This window comes from Pseudoalteromonas sp. P1-11 (genome assembly GCF_001399995.1).
GTDB classification, from domain to species: domain Bacteria; phylum Pseudomonadota; class Gammaproteobacteria; order Enterobacterales; family Alteromonadaceae; genus Pseudoalteromonas; species Pseudoalteromonas atlantica.
Window position 1 is genome coordinate 566248 of sequence record NZ_LJSP01000002.1, and the last position, 23212, is coordinate 589459.

The 23212-nt window shown below is 41.2% G+C and carries 22 protein-coding genes; 6 read left to right on the forward strand and 16 right to left on the reverse strand.

From position 1 onward, the window contains the following. Window positions 1–151: 151 nt before the first annotated feature. On the forward strand, window positions 152–1777 hold the full coding sequence (locus AN390_RS05235) for a DUF342 domain-containing protein (protein WP_055253134.1): 1626 nt from the start codon (window positions 152–154) through the stop codon (window positions 1775–1777). Here AN390_RS05235 and rnt read toward each other — a convergent pair. Then, entirely contained in the window at window positions 1761–2453 is a 693-nt protein-coding gene (rnt, locus tag AN390_RS05240; protein ID WP_029774102.1) for a ribonuclease T, read from the reverse strand. The two genes, AN390_RS05235 and rnt, sit on opposite strands and share 17 nt — an antisense overlap. Before the next feature lie 363 nt (window positions 2454–2816). Here rnt and AN390_RS05245 point away from each other — a divergent pair, with 363 nt between their 5' ends. Then, window positions 2817–3695: an OmpA family protein gene (locus tag AN390_RS05245; protein WP_024032261.1), complete on the forward strand. Its 879-nt coding sequence runs from the start codon at window positions 2817–2819 to the stop codon at window positions 3693–3695. 13 nt (window positions 3696–3708) lie between these two features. Here AN390_RS05245 and AN390_RS05250 read toward each other — a convergent pair whose 3' ends face one another. Further along, entirely contained in the window at window positions 3709–4596 is an 888-nt protein-coding gene (locus AN390_RS05250; RefSeq protein ID WP_055253135.1) for a DMT family transporter, read from the reverse strand. 205 nt (window positions 4597–4801) lie between these two features. Here AN390_RS05250 and AN390_RS05255 point away from each other — a divergent pair, with 205 nt between their 5' ends. Continuing rightward, the gene (locus AN390_RS05255; protein ID WP_095206728.1) at window positions 4802–6004 is read left to right on the forward strand and encodes an aromatic amino acid transport family protein; all 1203 of its coding nucleotides are present in this window, start codon (window positions 4802–4804) and stop codon (window positions 6002–6004) included. A gap of 44 nt (window positions 6005–6048) precedes the next feature. Here the strand turns inward: AN390_RS05255 and ggt are convergent, their stop codons facing one another. Continuing rightward, the gene (gene ggt, locus AN390_RS05260) at window positions 6049–7722 is read right to left on the reverse strand and encodes a gamma-glutamyltransferase (RefSeq protein ID WP_055253136.1); all 1674 of its coding nucleotides are present in this window, start codon (window positions 7720–7722) and stop codon (window positions 6049–6051) included. 95 nt (window positions 7723–7817) lie between these two features. Next, a complete protein-coding gene (locus AN390_RS05265; protein ID WP_055253137.1) occupies window positions 7818–8354 on the reverse strand; it encodes a GNAT family N-acetyltransferase in 537 nt (178 codons plus the stop codon). Between the two features lie 57 nt (window positions 8355–8411). On the opposite strand from AN390_RS05265, the gene AN390_RS05270 reads away from it, so the two are divergent. Continuing rightward, window positions 8412–8780: a hypothetical protein gene (locus AN390_RS05270; protein WP_024032265.1), complete on the forward strand. Its 369-nt coding sequence runs from the start codon at window positions 8412–8414 to the stop codon at window positions 8778–8780. A 236-nt stretch (window positions 8781–9016) separates the two neighbouring features. Here AN390_RS05270 and AN390_RS05275 read toward each other — a convergent pair whose 3' ends face one another. Beyond that, on the reverse strand, window positions 9017–9355 hold the full coding sequence (locus AN390_RS05275; protein ID WP_004588371.1) for a P-II family nitrogen regulator: 339 nt from the start codon (window positions 9353–9355) through the stop codon (window positions 9017–9019). A gap of 179 nt (window positions 9356–9534) precedes the next feature. Here AN390_RS05275 and AN390_RS05280 point away from each other — a divergent pair, with 179 nt between their 5' ends. Both AN390_RS05280 and AN390_RS05285 read left to right on the forward strand, forming a co-directional pair. Continuing rightward, window positions 9535–10098: a GspH/FimT family pseudopilin gene (locus tag AN390_RS05280; RefSeq protein WP_054983038.1), complete on the forward strand. Its 564-nt coding sequence runs from the start codon at window positions 9535–9537 to the stop codon at window positions 10096–10098. 81 nt (window positions 10099–10179) lie between these two features. Further along, entirely contained in the window at window positions 10180–10710 is a 531-nt protein-coding gene (locus tag AN390_RS05285) for a GspH/FimT family pseudopilin (RefSeq protein ID WP_054983037.1), read from the forward strand. A gap of 6 nt (window positions 10711–10716) precedes the next feature. On the opposite strand, the gene AN390_RS05290 is transcribed toward AN390_RS05285, so the two are convergent. The 11 genes from AN390_RS05290 to ileS all read right to left on the reverse strand — a co-directional run bounded on the left by AN390_RS05290 (window position 10717) and on the right by ileS (window position 23188). Further along, complete coding sequence (locus AN390_RS05290; protein WP_055253138.1) at window positions 10717–11139, reverse strand: type IV pilin protein; 423 nt, start codon at window positions 11137–11139, stop codon at window positions 10717–10719. 9 nt (window positions 11140–11148) lie between these two features. Further along, window positions 11149–14391: a PilC/PilY family type IV pilus protein gene (locus tag AN390_RS05295; protein ID WP_055253139.1), complete on the reverse strand. Its 3243-nt coding sequence runs from the start codon at window positions 14389–14391 to the stop codon at window positions 11149–11151. Between the two features lies 1 nt (window position 14392). Beyond that, a complete protein-coding gene (locus AN390_RS05300) occupies window positions 14393–14896 on the reverse strand; it encodes a hypothetical protein (protein ID WP_055253140.1) in 504 nt (167 codons plus the stop codon). Further along, window positions 14884–15879 carry a PilW family protein gene (locus AN390_RS05305; RefSeq protein ID WP_055253141.1) on the reverse strand — a complete coding sequence of 332 codons (996 nt, stop codon included), beginning with the start codon at window positions 15877–15879 and terminating at the stop codon, window positions 14884–14886. Before AN390_RS05305 ends, AN390_RS05300 begins: the two co-directional genes overlap by 13 nt. Before the next feature lies 1 nt (window position 15880). Continuing rightward, window positions 15881–16441, reverse strand: coding sequence for a type IV pilus modification protein PilV (pilV, locus tag AN390_RS05310; protein WP_024032271.1), 561 nt, complete (start codon window positions 16439–16441; stop codon window positions 15881–15883). A gap of 263 nt (window positions 16442–16704) precedes the next feature. Further along, a complete protein-coding gene (locus tag AN390_RS05315; protein ID WP_055253142.1) occupies window positions 16705–17409 on the reverse strand; it encodes a LytTR family DNA-binding domain-containing protein in 705 nt (234 codons plus the stop codon). Continuing rightward, window positions 17406–18440 carry a sensor histidine kinase gene (locus AN390_RS05320; RefSeq protein WP_055253143.1) on the reverse strand — a complete coding sequence of 345 codons (1035 nt, stop codon included), beginning with the start codon at window positions 18438–18440 and terminating at the stop codon, window positions 17406–17408. Before AN390_RS05320 ends, AN390_RS05315 begins: the two co-directional genes overlap by 4 nt. A 40-nt stretch (window positions 18441–18480) precedes the next feature. Further along, window positions 18481–19410 carry a 4-hydroxy-3-methylbut-2-enyl diphosphate reductase gene (ispH, locus tag AN390_RS05325; RefSeq protein ID WP_029774112.1) on the reverse strand — a complete coding sequence of 310 codons (930 nt, stop codon included), beginning with the start codon at window positions 19408–19410 and terminating at the stop codon, window positions 18481–18483. Continuing rightward, entirely contained in the window at window positions 19410–19850 is a 441-nt protein-coding gene (gene fkpB, locus AN390_RS05330; protein WP_004588360.1) for an FKBP-type peptidyl-prolyl cis-trans isomerase, read from the reverse strand. The genes ispH and fkpB overlap by 1 nt, the downstream gene beginning before the upstream one ends. Then, on the reverse strand, window positions 19847–20347 hold the full coding sequence (lspA, locus tag AN390_RS05335; protein WP_055253144.1) for a signal peptidase II: 501 nt from the start codon (window positions 20345–20347) through the stop codon (window positions 19847–19849). The genes fkpB and lspA overlap by 4 nt, the downstream gene beginning before the upstream one ends. Window positions 20348–20359: 12 nt before the next feature. Next, on the reverse strand, window positions 20360–23188 hold the full coding sequence (gene ileS / locus AN390_RS05340) for an isoleucine--tRNA ligase (RefSeq protein WP_055253145.1): 2829 nt from the start codon (window positions 23186–23188) through the stop codon (window positions 20360–20362). Window positions 23189–23212 lie beyond the last annotated feature (24 nt).

The following is a 23212-nucleotide window of genomic DNA, read 5'->3' on the forward strand; positions in this document are numbered from 1 at the left end:
GTTTGTAAAAAAGCAAACAAATACTGAACATTTACTTAACATGTCGGTCAAGTTGTGCTCAAATAAGGAGTTAAATTTTACACTAGCTATAAGGCTTTAGTAGTAAAAGTAATAATCATAATAACAGGCATATTACGTAGGGAATTTATAAATGTCGGTTTTTTTATTTAATGAACAAACGGGTGAGCTGGCGTTATCAGCACACCCTATTGATAATGGATTTCCGGTGACGAGTGCTCAACTTATTGAGCTACTTGAACAGTCGGATTATTGCGAGTTTGAAGTACTCTCTAGCAATATTGGTAAGTTATTTTCACCGAGTAAAAATTATCAGCAAGAATCATTAGTAATTGCCAAAGCCACGGACGCGAGCATTGTTATTAACGTTGATGAAAAAAACATGGTTGCAGAGGCAACGCTTACCACGGCCAAAGGCGGCGCATTACTCTCTATGGAGGCAGCTCAAGCAGCTTTAGTTAAAGCCGGTGTAAAAAAAGGCATTAGCCCTCGCGCACTTGATACGTTTTTAGGTCAGCAGTTTTCTCACCCTGCAGGTACATCATACAGCGCTATTGTGGCTCATGGCCGAAACCCTAAAGAAGGTAGTGATGCGAGGTTTGTTCGCCTTTGCTCTACAGCGCAAGACCGCGTACTTAGCCCCCAAGCAAAAGAAGGTGGCAAGGTCGATATGAAAGACCTTGGCGCGATTATTACGGTAAAGCCCGGCACCCCTTTAATGCAGCGAGTAGCAGCTACTCCAGGTGAAGATGGCTATACGGTTTTTGGCGATATGATCAAGGCAACGCCTGGTAAAGAACACCAATTACAGCCCTTTGAAGGCACAAAAATAGATCCTAATAACCCAAACATGCTCATCGCTGATTGTAAAGGTGTGCCTGTGGCCTTACCTAGAGGCATGCGGGTTGACGATGTTTTGTGTTTTCATAATGTAGATGTAAGTACAGGCCACGTTGATTTTGATGGCAGTGTAATTATCTCTGGTGATGTAAAAGACGGTATGCGGGTTAAAGCCAATGGCGATATTACTGTATTGGGGTTTGTTGAATCAGGCACGATTGAAAGTCAAAGCGCGGTAACTATTATGCTCGGCGCTATTGGCCGTAAGCGTGAAAATGAAGAAGCATTTACTTGCGAAATTTCAGCCCAGCGTACTATTTCTATTGGTTATGCCCAGTACTGCAATATTAAAAGTGCGCAAGATTTATTTATAGAACGCCAAGCATTGCATTGTAATTTAAGTGCAAGGCGCTTAATACGTGTGGGTAAAGCAGGTAACCCTCGCGGCAAAATAATTGGGGGCAATATTCTTGATGCTATGCGTATAGAAACAGGTGAACTAGGTGCGCCGGCAGGGACTAAGACCCGTGTGTTTTTAGCTCAAAACTGGCATGAGCTGCGCTCAAAGCAGTCTCAAATAATTGATTTTGAAAAAGTGTTAGCAAGTAAAACATCTGCACTTAAACAAGCTAAAGAAAAAGCGATAAAAATTCCAGTTGCTGCTCAACGCCAACAACTACTAGATAAAATTGCCGCTAATGAGCAGCATATAAAAACCCGCGCTATGCACGTACAACGTCAAAAAAGATTGGTGAAGCAAAAAATTTCTCAGCTATTGGCAACTAGCCGACTTAAAATTAACGAAATAATGCACCCAGGTGTGGAGCTTAAAATAGCAAAAGACACAAAACAGTTTTCGCGTATTTACCCACCCCACTTAGTAAAACTTTCTGAGGGAAAAATCACTCAGTCGTTTTAGTATCCTCTTCGGTGTTTTCAGTTTCTTGGGCGTCACTTTCAGGTAGTGGCGCTAATGGCCAGCCCCCTAGTTCTTGCCAACGATTTACTATTAAACAATATAGTTCTGCTGTGCGTTCTGTATCGTAAAGTGCTGAGTGTGCTTGGCTGTTATCAAACTCAATCCCCGCGGCTCTACATGCTTTAGCCAGTACTGTTTGGCCTAAAGCTAACCCTGCAAGCGAGGTTGTGTCGAAACTCACAAATGGATGAAATGGCGTACGCTTAATATTGTTACGCTCAATGGCTGCATTTAAAAAGCCATGATCAAAGGCTGCATTATGTGCCACTACAACTGAGCGTTGACACCCAGCAGCTTTTTGCGCTTTACGTACTGCTTTACAAATTTCTTTAATTGCTTCGTCTTCTGGTACAGCGCCGCGCAACGGGCTAAACGGGTCTATGCCGTTAAATTCAATTGCGGCTTGTTCAATATTAGCGCCTTCAAAAGGCTCTACATGAAAATGAACGGTATGATCTATGCTGAGTAACCCTTCGTCATCCATTTTTAAAATTGATACGGCAATTTCAAGTAAGGCGTCGGTTTCTTTATTAAAGCCGGCGGTTTCTACATCAATAACAACAGGAAAAAAGCCGCGAAAGCGTTGTGCGAAAAGTGTTTGCTCAGTATTTGCCATAGTCTTCTTGGTTTATGAGGATAAGCTCACTATTATGTCAAAATTGGGGGCTACTCGGCTAGGGCTTTATAAATTATTTAATTAATATATTGTAGGCATGCTATTTGCTTTTAAATAACTGCTAATTGTATTGGCTGTTATTAATTCCCATCGCATTAAATTACGGATACTAGTATGGCGCCTAGAAAATAGCGCAATAACAAGGCGAAAATTATTTATAGCTTTGTTTTACATCAGTAAGTTTAACGCAGTGAGCGGGCTATTTAATACGATACCAAGATTATGTTTTTAATTAAGTTGGTATAGAGCCCTACTTTAGCCGTACGCCAAAATATTGGCTTAGTAGATTAACCGGAGCGTTTTATGAAGTGTAAGTTGTTTTTTATTAGCGTAAGCCTTGGCACCGCCTTGATGAGTTATTCATCGCAAGCTGCTATGCGCCAATACAGCGCAAATCAAGATAACTCCAATTGGGAAGTTATAAAAACAACGCGCTTACAGTGTCAATTAAACCACGAAGTGCCCTACTACGGTGAGGCCATATTTAAGGCATCGGCCAGTAAAAACAAAAACCTAACTTTTAATCTAGATATGGTTGTGCGCCCCGACAATTACGATATAGCCGGTTTAAAGGCGGTGCCACCAGCATGGCGTTCAGGCCTGCCCGCGCGTGATATAACCACGATGAAGTTACTTAAAAAGTTTGATGGTGAGCTTGGTAATAAAACCGCATGGGAAATGCTAACTGAACTTGAAAAAGGGTTTCATCCTACCTTTTACTACCAGGACTGGCAAAATAGTGCCGACAAAATTGCCGTTGGTATTTCAAGCGTTAATTTTAAACAAGCCTATTGGGCGTTTTTACAGTGCCGCGATGAACTTTTACCATACAGCTTTGAAGATATTTCATTTACTGTAATGAACTACCAATCAAATAGCAGTAAGCTCACTAAAGAGTCGCAAAAGCGCTTAGATAAAATTGCTGAGTATTTAAAAAATGATACCAGTATTGAGTCTATAAGTATTGATTCGTATACCGATAGCTACGGTGGCCGTTGGAATAACTTAGATTTATCGCGTAAGCGTGCTAAAGCTATAAAAGATTATATGGTCAGCTTAGGTGTTGATGAGGGCAAAGTACAAACCACAGGCCTAGGTGAAAAACGTTTTGTTGATACTAACGAAAATATTTTAGGGCGAAATAAAAACCGTCGTTTAATTATTCAAATAGCAAAAATGTAACCGCCCTAAACAGCTAGCTAAAGCTTCGCCGCTTTATGAGCTTATCGCCAAACTGAAAAAACGTTAGGCTCAAAAATATAATTATGGCTCCTATAATGAGCTCCTGACTTAAAGGCTCGTTATTAAGTAATGCGCCTAGCGCTAATGCAAAACTTGGTGTTATTAAACTACTTAAGGCTACAGTACTGGCGTTTAACTTTTGTAATACATGAAAATACGCTAAAGCCCCTACAATCGAGCCAAAAATACCTAAATACGCAATACTCCATAACGAGCGAGGACTCCAATAATCCATACTTATTTGCCCATCTACCAGCCACCACAGCAGCCCGAATAAAGGAGTAACAAAAACCAGCGCTCCAAAAGTGGTTGCCATAGGGTGAATAGCAATTTTTACACGTTTGATCATCACCCCACTGAGACTAAATAAAGTAACCGCCAATAACACATACATCAGCCCTATGCCCTGAGTTTGTGAGGTTTGTAGCTGGTTATAACTTACAAAATAAAGGCCTATTAATGCACAGCTCAGCGCTATTAATTTAATAGGGCTAAATTTAGGCTCATTAAGTAACCTTTGTGCTAAAAAACCAGAGAGAATAGGCGCAAGGCCAAACACTAATGAAATAATACCTGAAGGTACTGTGGTAGCAGCCATGTAACTTAATGACATACCGCCAAAAATACCCAAACTGGAGTATGCATATAACGTAAACGCGTTTTTGCTCCAAGGTACACGAATATTGGCTATAGCAACAATTAACCCAGCAACAAATAAGCCTATAATCATGCGCATTAAAACGGCGAGGGTTGGTGCTACAGTTTCACTGCTCCATACAATACCTAAAGGCGTAGTACACCAAATAATGACAAGTAGTAAATAAGATAATTTAACTGGCACACGCCATCCTTTGCACTGAGGAGGTAGAAACCCTATTAAAGTAAATTATACGCGCGAAAGTAATACGCAGTACATATATAAACGTCTAAATACAGCTGTAAATTCATAGTTACATTATTATTTACCGGCATTTATTACAAAACTATTTATGTTTTAAGTAACTAGTTATATCTTGAGTGCCTCTCACACATTTTAGGATAGTTAAGTGCTTAAAAATAAAACAATAGGCAGCATGTTAATTGTTGCAGGCACCACCATAGGCGCAGGTATGCTGGCATTGCCAATAGCCTCTGCAGGGCTTGGATTTAATACCGCGCTTGCACTGATAATAGCCAGTTGGTTACTGATGACCTACACCGCTTTATTAATGCTAGAGCTCCACCAATACGCCCCTAGAGATGCAACGTTAAACACCTTAGCAAAGCGCTGGTTAGGAAAACGCGGCCAGTACGTTGCTAACTTTTCGATGATATTTTTGTTTTACGCTCTGTGCGCAGCCTATATAGCCGGGGGGGGCGCGCAGTTGCAGTCGCGTATTAGTAGTGATTTGAGCATAAACATAGCGCCCCAAATTGCCTCTATTGTTTTAGCCATTGTAATAGGTAGCGTGGTTACTTTAGGCACCAGTAAAGTAGATAAACTTAACCGCGTGTTATTTACGATTAAAATTTTAGTACTAGGCAGCTTGTTTTATATGCTTACACCCTATGTACAAGGTAAGCACTTACTTGAAATGCCCGTTGAGCAAGGGCTGATTTTATCTGCCTTACCCGTTATTTTTACCTCATTTGGTTTTCATGGCTCTATTCCGTCAATTGTTAAGTATGTGGGGCTGGAAACAAAAGTATTGCGTAAGGTAATGATTGCAGGGGCTGCTTTACCTTTAGTGATTTATATTTTTTGGCAACTGCTTAGCCAAGGGATTATGCAGCAAAGTGATTTACTCAATAGTAATGGCTTAACAGGCTTTGTAGAGAGTGTGGCAAATATTGCGCATAATCCGCAGGTAACAAGCGCTGTTACACTGTTTGCCGACTTAGCATTGGCCACCTCTTTTTTAGGTGTTAGCTTAGGGTTATTTGATTTTTTTGCTGATGCATTTAATAAAGGCGACACCAAGTCAGAAAGAATAAAAACCGCACTAATTACTTTTATTCCCCCTTTAGGGTTTGCGTTATTTTACCCTCAGGGATTTATAATGGCGCTAGGCTATGCAGCCATCGCCCTTGTGGTATTAGCAATATTTTTACCGGTTTCTATGGTGTATAGGCAGCGTAAATCGGGCCCTCAAACGGGATATCAAGTGCGAAGTGGTAATATGGGATTAGCGGTGGCTGGGCTGTGCGGCATTGTAATTATTGTCGCCCAATTTATGCAAATGTTGGGATTAGTACCCGCTATTGGTTAATAACAAAACTAACCCCTTTAGCTTAAAGGGGTTAGTTAAAAATGTTAAAATACCCGAGACTCACCACGGCCTGTAGCCTGAGAAGCTGCTTGTAACTCACCGTCTTTATTTACAATAACCTGCAAATCGCCAAAACGGCGCTCATCCAGTGTGTAGCCCATTTTTATAAGTTCAGCTTGAGTGTTTTCACTGAGCCCTGCGTGTGTTCTGATCACGTTTTTAGGCCATAACTGATGATGAAACCGCGTGCTATTAACAATATCGTTGGCGCCCATGTTAAATTCAACCGCATTTAAAATAGATTGATACACCGAGCTAATAATTGTTGTGCCCCCAGGCGAGCCTGTGACCATTTTAACGCTGTTGTTTTTGAGCAGTATGGTTGGCGACATTGAGCTAAGCATACGCTTTTGTGGCTGGATTTCATTGGCTTTACCGCCGAGCGCACCAAAGGCGTTCATTACCCCTGGTTTAGCGCTAAAGTCGTCCATTTCGTCATTTAATATAAAGCCTGCCCCTTCAACCACAACGCCACTGCCAAAGCTTAAATTAATCGTTGTGGTATTGGCCACTGCATTACCCATTTTATCAATAATAGAAAAATGCGTGGTTTGCTCACTTTCTTTGAGGCCTGGTTTAATGTTTTCGGTGGTTGAAATAGCTGTTAAAGAAATATCTTTACTGCGCGCTTTTAGGTAATCAATATGAGTAAGCTCAGTCACTGGTACATCAAAAAAGTCCGGATCACCCAAGTACTCTGCTCTATCGGCAAACACACGTTTACCTATTTCAGCAAGTAAATGTACGTATTGAGTAGAGTTATGTACCAGCCCCATTTCACTTTTTTTAAGCTCAAACATTTTTAGCCACTGCAAAATAGCTATTCCGCCAGAGCTTGGCGGTGGAGAGGTTAATACTTCATAACCGTTCCAGTTAGCTTTAAGCGGCGTGCGCGACACAGCCGTGTAATTAGCCAAATCAGTTTGGTTAATAATGCCGCCGTGCTGGTGCATAAAGTTGGCAATAATGCGGGCTGTTTCGCCTTTATAAAACCCGTCTTGGCCGTTATCTCTTATGCGCTTTAAAGTGGCGGCTAGCTCAGGCTGTTTAAAAATCTGATTTGCTTTTATATCTGCAAAATAGTGTTTAAAATTTACATTTATATTTTGTTTGTCTAGATGAGCAATGTATCGTGCGACCCCTTGAGCCAATTTGGGCGGCACTTTAAAGCCTTGCTCTGCTAAGGTAACCGCTGGCTGTACTAATGCTTGCCATTTTAAGGTGCCGTGTTTTTGATGGGCCAGCCACATACCGGCTACGCTCCCTGGTACACCACTTGCGTGAATACCATAAATTGACTTGTTTTTAATTACATCGCCCTTGGCATCTAAATACATATCTCTGTGCGCTGCTTGGGGAGCCGTTTCGCGATAGTCTATAAAGTCGCCTTTTCCCTCTTTTTGTATAAGCATAAAGCCTCCCCCGCCAATATTTCCAGCTTCTGGAAGCGTTACCGCTAATACAAATTGCGCAGCAATAGCCGCATCAACGGCATTTCCACCTTGTTCTAAAATAGCTTGTGCTGTATCTGCACTAAACGAGTCAGGCATTGCGACAGCGCTTTTAGTAACTTGCTCCGCCTGCACGCTAAATATACAAAAGTGTGTAATCAACACACTCTTAACAATGAGCCGGCTTGGTCGAAAGAATAACCCCATAAAACATCCTTACTTTATTATTTGAATATCGCTTGGCTCATTTATGCATACCATAGAATGTTAGGTCAATGTTTATACAAGTAATTTTTTGTATGCTATAACGCCTTTGCGTATAAAACGGCATCCAAATCGCCTTGTTCATCAGTGTGTATATAGTTTTTAACCCAGGTAAATCCCAGCTTTTGCATGACGCTAATTGAGGCTTTATTATCGGCCAGTGCCATTGCCGATAGTGTTTTTATCTCTGGCTGCATTTTTAAGGCGTTACATAATGCACTAGCCGCCTCCGTTGCATAACCCTGTCCCCAACTAGATTGCTTAAAGCGCCACCCTATTTCAATATTTGTAAAATCGGGAGTTTGAGTAAAAAAGTGCATAGGCCTAATCAGCACCCACCCTATAAAAAAGTCCTCTTTTTTAAGGGTGATTTTCCACAGCCCCCAGCCTTTGTTTGCATTTTTATAGGCAAGCATTCTGGGGATCCCTATTTCTTTAATTTGTTTTAATGTCGAAGGCGTTCCTCGGTTTATGTATTTCATTACCGCGGGGTCTTGATCTAGTTCATGCAGCAGCGGCCAATCGTGTTCATTCATTAATTTGAAATTTAAGCGTGTTGTTACAGGTGTGTTCATCTTCGCTGTTCTATTATTAAGTGGAATTAATTATTTGTCTCTAAGGAGAGATAGCACATGAACAAATTAGCAGGTTTAGCTTTATTAGGCACTTTAATTACACTAACGGGCTGTGAAGATGCTCAGGAAGTACAAGAAGATGCAAAAGATAAAAGCGCGCAAATGCAAGAGCAGCTTGGTGATACATGGAACGATGTAAAAGATAAAGCCACAGAGCTTAAAAATGATGAGTCATTAAATGAGCTGCTTGAACAAAGTAAAGCAATGGGCTTAGACATGTACGACGATGGCAAAGAGATTGCCGTTGATGCATGGATAAAAAGCAAAGAAGCAGCGGGTGAATTAACCGAAAAAACGAAGCAAAAAGCGCAAGAAATCGCCGAAGAAATTGAAGAAGCGCGTGAAGAACATGCTGAAAAACAGTAATATTATTGATACTAATTCATTTAATTAAGTAATTTTCTTTGGGGTAAAAACATTGTTTAGTAAGTAAAAAATTGCTATTTAGGTGTTCTTAACAAGCGTTTTAACGCACTTAGCGTGAGGCTTAGCCCCTTAAAATACTCAATTATTATTGCTGATTGGTATTAAATAGTATTTACAAAAAAAGGCTGCAAATAACATTATTTGCAGCCTTTTTATTTATGCGCTTATTACTATAATTAAATTGCTTCTTCGTCTTCTTCTGCGGTGCGTATACGTACTACACGCTCAACATCTGTGACAAATATTTTACCATCACCAATTTTGCCTGTTTGCGCTGTTTTTACTATTACTTCTATAGCGCGTTCAACATCTTCATCGGTTAGCACAATATCAAGTTTTACCTTAGGTAAAAAATCCACCATGTACTCAGCGCCACGGTAAAGTTCTGTGTGACCTTTTTGACGACCAAAACCTTTTACTTCACTTACAGTCATACCCGTGATACCTACATCTGATAGGGCTTCGCGTACGTCGTCTAACTTAAACGGTTTGATGATTGCTTCTATTTTTTTCATGCTCACTACTTATTAAAGCTTTAGTTGCCTCGATTTTAGACAATCATGGAGTTCATAGCAAACAAAGCAATTGAATTCGATGATAAAACAACCAAGCGTGGTATAATTATTTATAAGTCTGAATTATAAATCTTTCTCAACTAGCTATAATAATAACAAATGTAGTGGGTATAAATAATATGAAAAAATTCCAAACCGGTTTAACTTTATTAGAGCTCATGGTGGCAGTAGCCATAGTCGGTATTATCGCCTCTATAGCTCTTTGGGACAGTAGCGATATGCTTGAAGAAAACCGCGCTGAGAATTTTTTGCTTGAGCTAAAACGCAATATTAGCTTTGCTCGTGCCCAAGCCGCCAGTACAGATGAGATTGTTATCATATGCCCAGCTCCTATAAATCAAGTTGAGAGTAATCGATACTTTAAATGCCAGAGCTCTTGGGGGGGGGAGTCCATAATTACTCTCTTTGTAGATACCAATAATAACGGAATATATAACTGGCAAAAAGACACTATTTTACGCACAATGGAGCAAATAAATAGTATCGACAAGGTTAAATTTACTGGGAATAGTAGCCTTCGCTTTAATACTAGTGGGCGCATTACAACAACCCTAAGCAACAGCGATAACTTTTCTGGCTTTGTATATTGCCCCAATAATGATAATCAAAACAATAAAGCGCTAAATGTATCAGTATCTGGCACTGCTTTTTACCTTGGTGACACCACCGAGGATTGTGATTAAAAAAACAGACAGCCATATCTTGTCATATTCGTATCATTTACTACACTGAGCTAATACATTTTTTAATTCAGGGCTTCAGGGATGAGGTTATCTACCCAAACTCAGGCTGGCTATACGCTTTTAGAATTAATGGCATCAATTGCTATTGTGAGTATTGTTAGCCAAATTTCTCTATCGGTTTTTCCTGATTTTTTAGCAAAAACCCGAGCCGACAATCATGTTAGTTTGCTACACAGAAACATTAATTATGGCCGCCTTTACGCCATTGAAAATGGCACTTATGTTACTTTGTGTGCTTTAAAAGATAATCAATGCACTAAAGATGAGTGGGATGGGAAAATGTCGCTGTTTATTGATAACGACAAATCTACCTCATTAGACACCGACGACTTATTAATAAGCACATTTGAAAAAATCCATGATGCAGATTCTATTCAATACCCCCGAAGTGCAATTACCTTTCGGCCCGACGGCTCTTTAAATGGTTTTCAAAATGGAACATTTATATATTGCCCAAATAAAGATAAAGCCAACCTTGAGGGGCTGGCTTTATCTGTCAGTCAAACAGGCCGTATACGTATTAAATCAACTGATAAATGTCAGAAAAAGTAGCTCGAACTATCGGCCCCAACAATAACCAACATCGGAATCTCCTTTAGTACCTTCTGCACCTTTTAAACCGATATCAGTAATTGAAATCTCTTTACAATCAGTATCCCCTTTTACAGCACCCGCAATAGGTTTTGCAGTAATTGTAAACGTATTATCGTCATCACCCACATCAATCGACAGCTTAAAATGGCCGTTTTCTGTGGTTTCTTGTATACCTAAGTCTGAGAATGTCTCTGTGTACTCACGATTATCTACAAAGTACTGCTCTTGTTTGTTTGCAGCGTCTAAAAGCGCCGCTGCGGCCTCGGCTCGAGAAGAGCGTTTTACATACTCAGTATAATTAGGCAGTGCTATTGAGGCTAAAATACCTACAATAGCTACGGCTATCATTAACTCTATCAACGTGAATCCGCGTGCTTGTTTATTCATTAACATTCCTTAATCATCAATTTCATCATTTTCTTCACGTTTATAAATATAGGTTTGTTGGGTTTTAAAGCCAAACCCTACACTATCATCGTCACTCACTAATTGTACGGTACCATCTACAACCGTTAAGCCTGGGCCCATTATTTCTACTGGCTTCATTGGGTTTTGTGCATCTTCGCCTTTTATTCCCGGCCCAATTAGGTAAAACTGGCTTTCTTCGGTCACTTCAATGGTTGGGTTATCATCACAAAAGCCGTCGCCATTTCCATCGGCACAAGAGGGGCTTTCACCAAAGTACAATTGTGGTGTATCAGGTACATCATAGCTAGTGGTAAACTTTAAGTCGTCATATACCTTGGTGCCATAATGTAAATGGAACGCATACAACGAGCCGCCACCGCCACTTAACGAACATTGGTTCTCTGTAGAGGTTTCTGATGATGGAGTAAAGCTTGTATAGTAAGCGACACCGCCCACCACTGTGGCTGCTGCTAAAGATTTTTCGCCTGTGCCTAATTCATAGCGCCAGCCTTTAAATTTGGCTAAATCGACTTCTAAATCAACAAACTTATCTACATCATCAAGTGTATTACCAAACGGGTCGCTGTTCATTAGCATTAAATCTGCTGGTTTAATCGCTGTAGGAGCGCTAGTGAATGACTGAGTTACTGTATTTTCATCTCTTATCATAAACAGCTGATCGTCTTCATTTGTACCTGTTGGTTTTGAGCGATTTCCGCTGCCTATTACAATAGCGTCATACGGCGTATCTAAACGTGTAATCACTGTTTCACCATTAATTGTTGTTTCACTTACTTTGCTATAAAGTGTACGTGCCACCAACGGCTGGTAAAAAAAGCGACGGTCTTGGCTTGCTAAACTGCTACCTAGTTCTGCAAGTTTAAAGTGCGTAAAATTACTGGAGCTTGTGCCTGGCATGTCTATACGCCAAATATCGCCCCCGGTATCGGCAGCATAAATTCTATCAATGTAACCATCGTAATCTGAATCAAGCGTAGAAACATTTGCTGCAATCGAGTGCTTACCTTTAAATCCATTTTCGTTTGGCGTTAAAGCCCACACTTTTTTACCTGTTTCAGCTTCTACTATATAAATACCGCGACCAACAGAGTCTTCACTTCTTACCACGGCATCTTTATTTGTATCGTACCCTGCTCCAAAAACGAGTAATGGCTTATCGCCAAATGCTTTTATGTACGCTATTTGGGGTTTTGACCACGTTTGAGCTAGCTCTTTAAAATCGCCAGTACCGCCTTCTATAGGGTTATCCCATAGTTTTTTAGGCTGATCGGGGTTAGTAATATCAAAGGCGTAATAGTTTTTTCCACCACGGCGCATACCTGCAAATGCCCACACGTCATCACCATCGCTTGCATCAACAATACCATCGTTAATGCCTTCGTCATTTAAGCTTTTATCACTAAAGTAAACACTGATTGGGCCGTCCATCCCGTAGAGTTTACCGGTGTCTTCATTGCGTAAAGGCTTAATAATATCGTACAGATCAGAGGGAATGAACGCCCAGCTTTCGGTCACTTGGTTATTGGTATCATCGTCTTTAAACATATGTAAAAAGCCGGCATTAGTACCAATCAATATACGTATGTCGTCATTGCCATAGTCGATTGCTACGGGCTTAGAATGTAAAGGGTCGCCAAAAATATCGCTGCGTTGATCGGTGTTTGAGCCATCGTTATCTTCATCGTCAACATCTATCCCCATTGCCCATTTTATATCTAAACTAGCTAGGCTAATCGGGTTATTGGTGACTAAATCTAAAATATCGCTCACAATATTAGTAGTAAACTCAACTATATCGCCTTGCTTATCTGTATAGAGGTTGCGTCTATCTTCAGCTGGAGTCCCTGTGAGCGAAGCTAAATGATAGTTTACGCCCCCTTGTGCAACTAAGTTACCATCGGCAGACTGGCCATCTGGCAGCCAAAACGTTTTAGCATCTGTGTCTATTAAGCCATCAGAATCAAGCGCTGTATTATCTTCAGAGTCAACTATTTCACTGCCTGATACTTTTAATTTTTTTAAATTCCCACCCCATCGAGTGTTTGTTTCTGGGTAAAACATGGCAAAGTAAATAGCATCACGGCTACGTGTTTGGTCTACGTTGTTACTCGCAACTGAAGGCGAAGAAAAACTATCGTTAACTTCACGAATGCGAGAAATAGCGCTATTTAGCGAGTTAGAAAGCTCATCGGGTGTACTCGCTGGTAAGTTTTCACCGCCACCTAATAAAGCTGTTTGCCGCAACAACTCTTGCCCTTCGTCACTCATGCCTGACCCAAAACCTATGGTGTATATGCGGCCTGTTTCATGAATATCAGGTGTTGATGGATACAAATCAACTGTCGTATTACTGGTGCCATGAATTATTTTAGCTAATTGATGCAAATAATTATTATAAACGTAGTCCCCCTCGACCAAAGGTTGCCCAAAATAATTATTGTGTATTGCGCTTATTGAAGCATCACTGCCATTATCGCTATTTTCGTTAATGTAACGTCTTCCCCAACGATCATATACATATCGGGGTGAAGGGTCTCCATCCGTCATGTAAATTATATTTACTGAATTATCACAACGTTTTGCCTCTGCATTTGAGTCAGCGAAAGGGGAAATATAGTTATAACTATATGTATTTTCCCACTCGTTCCAACATCTCCATCTATTACATTTACGAACACGCTCTCTTCCAGTTAATACTTCGTTTTCGATTGAGGTGTCTCTATCTGATTGATCTATTGGCTCCGCATACTCTAAACCGCCACCTGTAATATACAGATATGCTTCCCACAGAGTCTCGGCTAATGGCGTACCCCCATTAGCAGGAAGCCTGTCGATTGATGAAGTAATATCCGAGTGCGGGCTTCCTATGCCTTCAACCACATAGCCACCAGCTGTTCCTACAAAACGCATTAAGCCGAAATCGATCCCTTCATTGTCATTCACTACTTTTTTCATTGCAGTCTTTGCAGCAGCAAGACGGCTATCTGGGCAAGGAATATACAGGTTACTACTTTCATTGAAACCACAACTAAGACCTGTGTTAGATGAAAACGCCATACTGCCTGAGGTATCAAATATAAGTAAAACCCTTGGCTTTTCTTCCACATCTACATCGTGGTTTACATAAAGCTCTATGTCTTCAGCCAATGCTGAGGCGCTCAGTGCTAGACCAAGTAAAGAGACCAATGGCTTATTAAGATTAAATTTCATTCTAAATCCCCTTACTTATACTGGCCATTTCTTGAGCTACACCTGTTACAATTGTAAGTTCGTGCTTTGCTTTAGAGCCATATTGAATAGTGGTAGAAACTTGCAGCATGTTACACGATATACCCGCAGTAAAATTAAATCGACGTGGGCATTCTAAATCAAGCGCCCCCTGATTTAGGTTTATCATTTTGCTTTGCATATCGTCGTGCGTGGCTATTACCATCCCTTCATCATCTGCGCCTGCATGTGTTGATACTTCATCTGGCGTTAAAAAAAACTGATTAGCAGCACCTTTGCTTGCCTCATCAGAAATCATTCGCTGTACTTCTCCAATAAGCTCATTTTCAGCGACTTCTCGCTCTTGAGCTGCATTGGTAATTTTTATATCTACACTACTGCTGCTCATTAATGTAACGGCAATTCCCGTTACAGCAATGACCATAATAAGGGCTGTAATAAGCACAACACCTTGTTGTTTGCTTGCGTGTTTACTTAGATACGCCATAAATTTGCTCCCACGTTATTTAAACGAATAGTGGTGGTGAATACTGTTCTTCTGTAAGTATCGGTAAAAGTGAGCTCTCGGGAGTCTTCATCTTCACCTAAAATATATGTTTGATTTTTTATCTTAAGGCCCGGATCTGGTTGCAATGCTCTAACTAATAAAAAAACCTGCACTGTTAGAATACTTTTGCGGTTTTCCCAGTCAGAGTGCTGCATGTCCTCAATGCTTCGGTACGAATCAACACGGCTATCACTGTCTGTATCTAAACCAAATACAAAGCGCATGTTTTCAACGCCCTCCATTATGGTTTCGGCCTTCATGCTGGCACCATTTAAGCGTTTACGCATTAATGCAGGTACTGTAAGGCTTTTATTATTTACTGTATAAGTTTGCTCTGCGAGGTAATAAACATGATGGCTATAAGGCCACACCGTGGCATTAACATTTAAACTCCCCGAATCTACAGCGCCTCGAGCAAACTCAGCGCTTTCTTGCTCAGCTATAAAATAGTTTTCATCAGCTTGTGTTTCATTAGTGGTGCCATTTACGGTGAGCTGCTCACCTTGTAAAAACTTGATTTGTAAAATGTCAGTCCCTGCAATTGGCTTACTTATACAATTAAGCTCGCTTGTTGAACTGGCTTCTTTTGCATAAATAGTTCTGAAATTGCTTGAAGATGCTAAATCTGGAAAGCTGCCGTTATTAAGCCCTTCAAAACAATCACCACTGGGGGTAGGTAATGTTTGTGTGTTTGCTGCAGTAAACGAATCATCATAATAAGTTCCCCAAAAGCCCACCTGCTCAATATCGCGCTGCATAATATTAATGGCTAAGCGGCCTGACTCTTGTAACTCGCCTATTGTCATTGTGTCTTTTGTGGTTACTTTCATGCCAATATAGGTAAACATCACCCCACCTAAAATAAGCCCACCAATAAATAATGAAATCATCATTTCTATTAGTGTAAAACCTTTATCTCTCATGTTAGCTCCTTAGGTATATATAGCTATTTAATGCAACCAAACGGCGTTTTTTATCGTCAGTACCGCATTTAAGCGCTTTGGTTTCATCATTGGCATTAAACTCTTGGCGGCCTTGCCAAGACACTATTACTTCAATATTAAACCCACGCCCACCCGTACCTGCTGCAGCCGTAGGGTTTATACATACAGTGGCATCATCGAGAGAGCCGGTGTTTTCGCGTGCACGAATGGCTCGTTTCCATTGCTGTAAATCAAGGGCTGCAACTTGCGCTGCAGTGCATGACCCACTAAAACAAGCCGTAGAGGTAGACGTTGATGTTTTACTGGTGAAAGTTTGCGTATATAAAGCAACTAGCTGTGCGGTATCATTTGCTCTAATGCGCTGAATAATATCATTTCCTAACGCTACCGCGGCTGCGCGCTGCATAGAGTCAAAGCTTGCCTGCTTAGCTTTTGCTTGCAGTGCAACAGCGCCTAATAAGCCAAAGCTTAAAATAATAAACGCAATCAGCACTTCAATTAAGGTAAAGCCTTTTTGAGGTTTTTTGTGAGGTGAATGCATAGTAAAAACCAAATAAATTTTATCTGATTATAAGTTTATGCATTGAAAATGTAGATGCAATATATACTAGGACAAGCGGTTAAATTTGTTGATAAACGGTTAACAGCATCAAGCCAATTGAGCTTTGAGGATTAAAATTACTCTATCTAGAAGTGATTTAACTCCAGCGCAATGCTGCTAATTTAGTGGGCTCAATAACGGCCTCTGCCTTGCTTTAAAAGCCAAGCAACCTACTAAAAATTCAACCTAAAATATAACAGGCTCTAACTTAGCGCATTTTTTACTGTTTTTAGCTCTCGCCTACTTACGCTTAATTGCTCCTTACATCCGGCTAGTTCTACGCTATGTAAACCAGGGCTTTGAGTATGCAAGGCAACAAGCTTTTGTTTGTTTATGAGCGTGTTTCTGTGAATACGTAATAATTGCGTTGGGAAGCGTTGCTCAAGTTGTTTTAAGCTTTGTTCAATTAGGGCCTCGCCTTCTTTGAATACCATATTGGTGTATTTTTCTTGGGCATTAAAGTAATACACTTGATCAAGTTCAATACTTTTTATTGTGCCACCAAGCTGATAACTAATTTTTGTAGATTGCTGCTTTTGCATATGCGCTTTATTTAAACGCCCTGCCTGTGCTAACACTTTATTTAATGCCTGTTCAGTAACTGGTTTTACTAAGTATCCTGCGGCACTGAGCTGTAGCGCATCAAGTGCATGCTCGGGGTAAGCCGTTACAAATACTATTGCCGGTGGCACGCTCAGCGTATTTAGTTGCTGTGCTACTTCTAGGCCATTAATACCCGGCATATCTATGTCTAAAAAAACCAAATCGGGATGAACCTGCTTGATAATGGCAAGCCCCTGCGCGCCGTTATCACCTTCGCCTTTAACTAAAATATGCTCGTTGTGCTGCAGTAGCCGCTTTATTCTTGCGCGAGCTAGCGGTTCATCATCAATAATTACAACATTCATTGGGGGTTCTCAAACTGCTTAGGGATCACCACTTTTACTCTAAATACATCCTCTTTTTGTGTGATCGTTAGTTGTGCTTTTTCTTTGTAATATATAAACAATCGCTGGCGAATATTTTCAAGTGCCATGCCGTTATTTGGTCTTTTTAAAGCCTCATTATGAGTGATAGGGTTAGAAACAATCAATGTTAAATATCCTGTTGTGACATGTAGCTCTACACTAATAACGGCCCCTGTTTCACTGGGCTCTACCCCATGGCATACCGCATTTTCTATTAACGGCTGAAGGGTTAAGCACGGAATACTAATATCTGGTAAATCAGCAGGCACTTGCCAATTAAGCTTTAAACGGTTGCCAAAGCGCCAAGTTTCCAGCGCAACATATTGTTTTGATAAGGTCAGCTCATCTTCGAGAGAAACGCGCTGCCCCGAGCGCATAGCCGCTTGCGACAACGCCGCAAGCGCAAGTATTGCTTGCTCTGCAGCATCGGCGTCATGGTGTGTTAGCTCGGCGGCGGTATTAAGGCTATTGTACAAAAAATGAGGGCGAATTCTGGCTTGCAAAGCATCAAGCTCCGCGCGCGAGAGCGCTTTTGTTTGCTGCTCTTTTTCAAAGTAAATCAGTAAAAACTGAACAAATAAAGCCGAGATCAAAAAAACAATTAAGCAGTTTCGTAATACAAAATAAATACTCGTTTCATCATTTGTAATATCTAAAAAGTAGCGGGCACACAGCACACTAAATAAAGCGGTGCTGGCTAAAAAGGAAATAAAAAAAGCAAAAAGCTGGGTGGTTTGCGGCTTTTTTTGTAAAACACTCCGAAAAGAGTATAAAGCAGAAATACTGACCAAAACGGTCATATGAGAAAATAAACTAATTACGCCAAGGCTTTGCCAGCTATCCCCTTCAACAAAAGGAGCAAACGCTAAGATGGTAGCTACAACTTGGGTAACAATAAGCGTGGCAAGTACCCCGCGCTCATTAAAAAGAGCCGAAAAAAGCAATGTTTCACCTTGCGGCACCTTGCTCATAACGGCTCTCCTTGTAATCTAAATAATTAATTTATATAGATTAACGCAGCTCAACAGGAACGGCAAATACGATATTCTCTTCTTCACCTGGGTTTTCAACTACCTGCTTGCCGCCTAGCTCTTTTAAGCGTGCAATAACTTGTTGTACAAGCACTTCTGGCGCAGAAGCCCCCGCAGTTACTCCCACAGCGTTAGTTTCACCAAACCACTGTGCTTCAACATTTGTTGCATCATCGATTAAATAAGCGGTTGTGCCCATTTTATCTGCAAGTTCACGTAAACGGTTAGAGTTAGAGCTGTTTTTTGCCCCCACAACTAATAGCACATCTACCTTGTCTGCTAAATCACGCACAGCATCTTGACGGTTTTGTGTCGCATAGCAAATGTCATCTTTGCGCGGGCCATCAATTGCTGGGAATTTTTCGCGCAGCGCATCAATTACATCTGCAGTGTCATCTACCGAAAGCGTTGTTTGGCTACAATAAAATAGATTATCAGCATTTTTAACGTTAAGTTTGGCAACATCTTCTGCGGTTTCTACAAGGTAAATACCACCGTCGTTATTGTCATACTGCCCCATAGTACCCTCAACTTCTGGGTGACCATGGTGGCCAATTAAAATACACTCAATACCTTTACGGCTCGCACGCGTTACTTCCATATGCACTTTAGTAACTAATGGGCATGTTGCGTCAAACACTTTTAAATCGCGGCGTTTAGCTTCTGAGCGTACCGCTTGCGATACACCGTGGGCGCTAAAAATAACAATGCTGTCATCAGGTACTTGGTCTAGTTCTTCAACAAATACGGCACCACGGTTTTTTAAACCATCTACTACGTAGCGGTTATGAACGACCTCGTGGCGTACGTAAATTGGCTTTTCAAAAATATCTAAAGCGCGCTCTACTATGCTAATTGCACGGTCTACCCCTGCACAAAAGCCTCGCGGGTTCGCTAATAAAATATCCATTAGCCTTGCACCTCAATAATATCTACTTCAAACGTTAAACGTTGACCTGCTAACGGATGATTAAAATCTATAGTAACCGACTCACCTTGTACTTCGCGTACCAGTCCTGGCAGCTCAGTACCGTCTGGCTGAGTAAAGGCAATAATTGCGCCGACTTTAGCTGGCGTTTCTGCACCAAATTTACTGCGTTCTACATAGTAAATATTATCTGGGTTAGGTTGGCCAAAGGCGTCTTCTGGTTCTAACTCAAACGTTTTGCTTTCGCCTGCACTTAAACCTAGTAAGCACTTTTCAAAATTAGCCGTTAAGCTGCCATCACCCATCGTTAACTTGGCTGGTTTATTATGCACCTTGGTTGAGTCTGCGGCAGAGCCATCTTCTAGTTTAATAGAAAAGTGAAAAATAACCTCTGAGTTTTCACCAATTACAGCTTGGCTCATGCTTTATGCTCCTTCGGACTTTCGCCTGTAAAGGCATCAAATAATAATAATGCGGCACCAATACAAATTGCACAGTCGGCAATATTAAATACTGGAAAATGCGAGTTTTTATAAAACACATGTATAAAGTCAATTACATAACCATAAGCAACACGGTCATATAAATTGCCAATAGCGCCAGCAAGCACTAACGCATAAGCACTACATAATATTTTATTTGTCGCTGGTAAACGCTTTAACCACCACACTAATAGCGCACTAATAGCAATGGCAATAAAACTTAAAAACCAACGTTGCCAGCCACCCGCTTCACTTAAAAAGCTGTAGGCCGCTCCATAGTTATGTACGTAGGTAATACTAAAAATAGGCAGTAAATTAATCGACTCTTGATAAGCCATGGTATTTACAACAAGTGTTTTAGTGGCAAAGTCTATTACAAGCAGTAATAGACTTAACCAAAGCCACACTAAACCACTTTTTTGGGCTAGTTTGCTCACTGAGTAAAGCTCCTAAGCGAATTGACGCTTTTCACCTTCGCCGTCAACATTGCTTACACAACGACCACAAATTTCAGGGTGTGCAGGCTCTGAACCTACATCATCGCTGTAATGCCAACAACGCTCACATTTAGTTGCATCTGTGGCTGCTACGCTAATGTACAAACCTTCAATTTCGGTTGTTTGTGTATCATTTGGCTGGCTATCTACTGCAGATACAGTGACCGCAGACGTTAGTAATACAAAACGTAGTTCATCACCTAATGCTGCTAACTTATCAGCCAGTGCTTTTTCGGCGTATAAGTTAACGCTTGCTTGTAACGTTGCGCCAATCACTTCTTCTTTACGGGCTGCTTCTAATACGCGGTTTACTTCGTCACGTACATTTAGAATCGCTTGCCAGTCATCGTTGCTAAATTGGCTGTTTGTCGGTGCGTGTAAACCGTCGTACCATACCGATGTAAATACGTAATCGCTACGCTCGCCCGGTAATGCTTCCCAAATTTCTTGAGCTGTAAAGCTCATAATTGGTGCCATCCAACGAGTCATTGCTTCAGCAATATGATAAAGCGCAGTTTGACAAGAACGACGTGCATGACTGTCGCTTTTTGCTGTGTACTGGCGGTCTTTAATTACATCTAAGTAGAACGAACCAAGCTCACCTGTACAGAAGTTCATTAGCTTTTGCGTTACTAATAGCATTTGGTAGCTATCGTAAGCTGCTAAAATTTCTTCTTGTAATTGGGCTGCACGGCCAACAATCCACTTATCAAGCTCAACCATATCATCAACAGCAACTTGGTCTGTTTTTGGATCAAAACCACTTAGGTTAGCTAGTAAGTAACGGCTAGTGTTACGAATACGGCGGTAGCGATCTGCTGAGCGTTTAAATATTTCATCCGATACTGTCATTTCGGCGGTGTAATCGGTAGAAGCTACCCATAAACGTAAAATGTCAGCGCCAAGTTTATTCATCACGTTTTGTGGTGAAATAACGTTGCCTAACGATTTTGACATTTTGCGGCCGTTTTCATCTACGGTAAAGCCGTGCGTTAGTACTTGCTTGTAAGGTGCGTGACCGTTAATAGCAACTGAGGTCATCATTGATGACATAAACCAACCACGGTGCTGATCAGAACCTTCGAGGTATAAATCGGCTGGGCCAACTAACTCTTCACGTGCATCAACAACACACGCATGTGTTACGCCCGAATCAAACCATACATCTAACGTATCTTGTACTTTCATGTATTGCTTGGCATCTTCTTCGCCTAACAAGGTGGCAGGCTCTAGGTCATACCATGCTTGAATGCCTGATTTTTCTACCAGCTCTGCAGCTTGCTCAATAAGCGCTTGCGTATTTGGGTGTAAAGCACCAGTGTCTTTATCAACAAATAAAGCAATTGGCACACCCCAAGTACGTTGGCGTGAAATACACCAATCTGGGCGACCTTCAACCATGTTCGCAATGCGGCTTTCGCCCCACTCTGGCAACCATTGGGTGTTTTTAATTTCGCTTAACGAGTCTTGACGTAAGTTAGCCTGATCCATGCTTACAAACCACTGCGGTGTAGCACGGAAAATAATAGGCGTTTTGTGGCGCCAACAATGCGGGTAGCTATGCGTAAGCGCATGATGATGCATTAAAGCACCGCGCTCTGTTAATACGTCAATTACACTGGCATTTGCTTTAAATACATGCTGACCAGCAAATAATTCTGTATCAGGCAGGTAAACGCCATTCGCGCCCACAGGGTTTGCTACTTCAAGATTGTAATTTAAGCCTGCCGCGAAATCTTCTTGACCATGGCCTGGCGCGGTATGTACCACACCCGTACCTGAGTCAGTAGTAACGTGGTCTGCTACAATTACCGGTACATCAAAATCGTAAAATGGGTGAGCAACGTGTAAGTTTTCAAGTGCTGCACCTTTAACATAACCTAGTACGTGGAAATGATTAAAGCCATAACGGTCCATTGCATCTTTAACAAGCTCTGAGCCTAAAATTAAACGTTGCTGTGAGCCTTCATCATCTACTTGTACTAAGGCGTACTCTAAATCTGCATGCACTGCTACCGCACGGTTAGCGGGTAAAGTCCACGGCGTTGTAGTCCAAATAACAGTACCTACACTGCCTTGGCCTTTATGGCCATCGGCTAAATCAAAGGCATTAACAACCGCGTCTTGATCTGCAAATGTAAAACGTACGTCAATCGCTGGAGATTGCTTATCTTGGTACTCTACTTCGGCCTCTGCTAATGCAGAGCCACAGTCTGTACACCAATGCACAGGCTTTGCACCTTTATGAAGGTGGCCATTTTTAATAATACGACCTAGCACGCGAATAGCGTTTGCTTCAAAGTCATAGTTCATTGTTAAGTAAGGTTTGTCCCAATCGCCAAACACACCTAAACGTTTAAAGTCTACTTTTTGACCTTCAACTTGCTTTTTAGCGTAAGCACGGCATTTTTCACGAAACTCGCTCGCGGTTACTTTAACGCCAGGCTTGCCTACTTTTTTCTCAACCATTAACTCAATTGGCAAACCATGACAGTCCCAACCAGGCACATAAGGTGCATCAAAGTCAGATAAAGTTTTAGACTTAACAATTATGTCTTTTAAAATTTTATTTACTGAGTGGCCTAAATGGATATCGCCGTTTGCATACGGAGGGCCGTCATGCAAAATAAAGGTCTTTTTACCTTTTTTAGCGCTGCGAATTTGACCGTACAGGTCGTCTTCATACCATGCTTTAAGCATTTTTGGTTCACGTTGTGCCAAATTGCCACGCATTGGAAACTGTGTTTCCGGTAAATTCAAAGTATGTTTGTAGTCGCTCATTAATCCTACTTTCCGTATCTATCG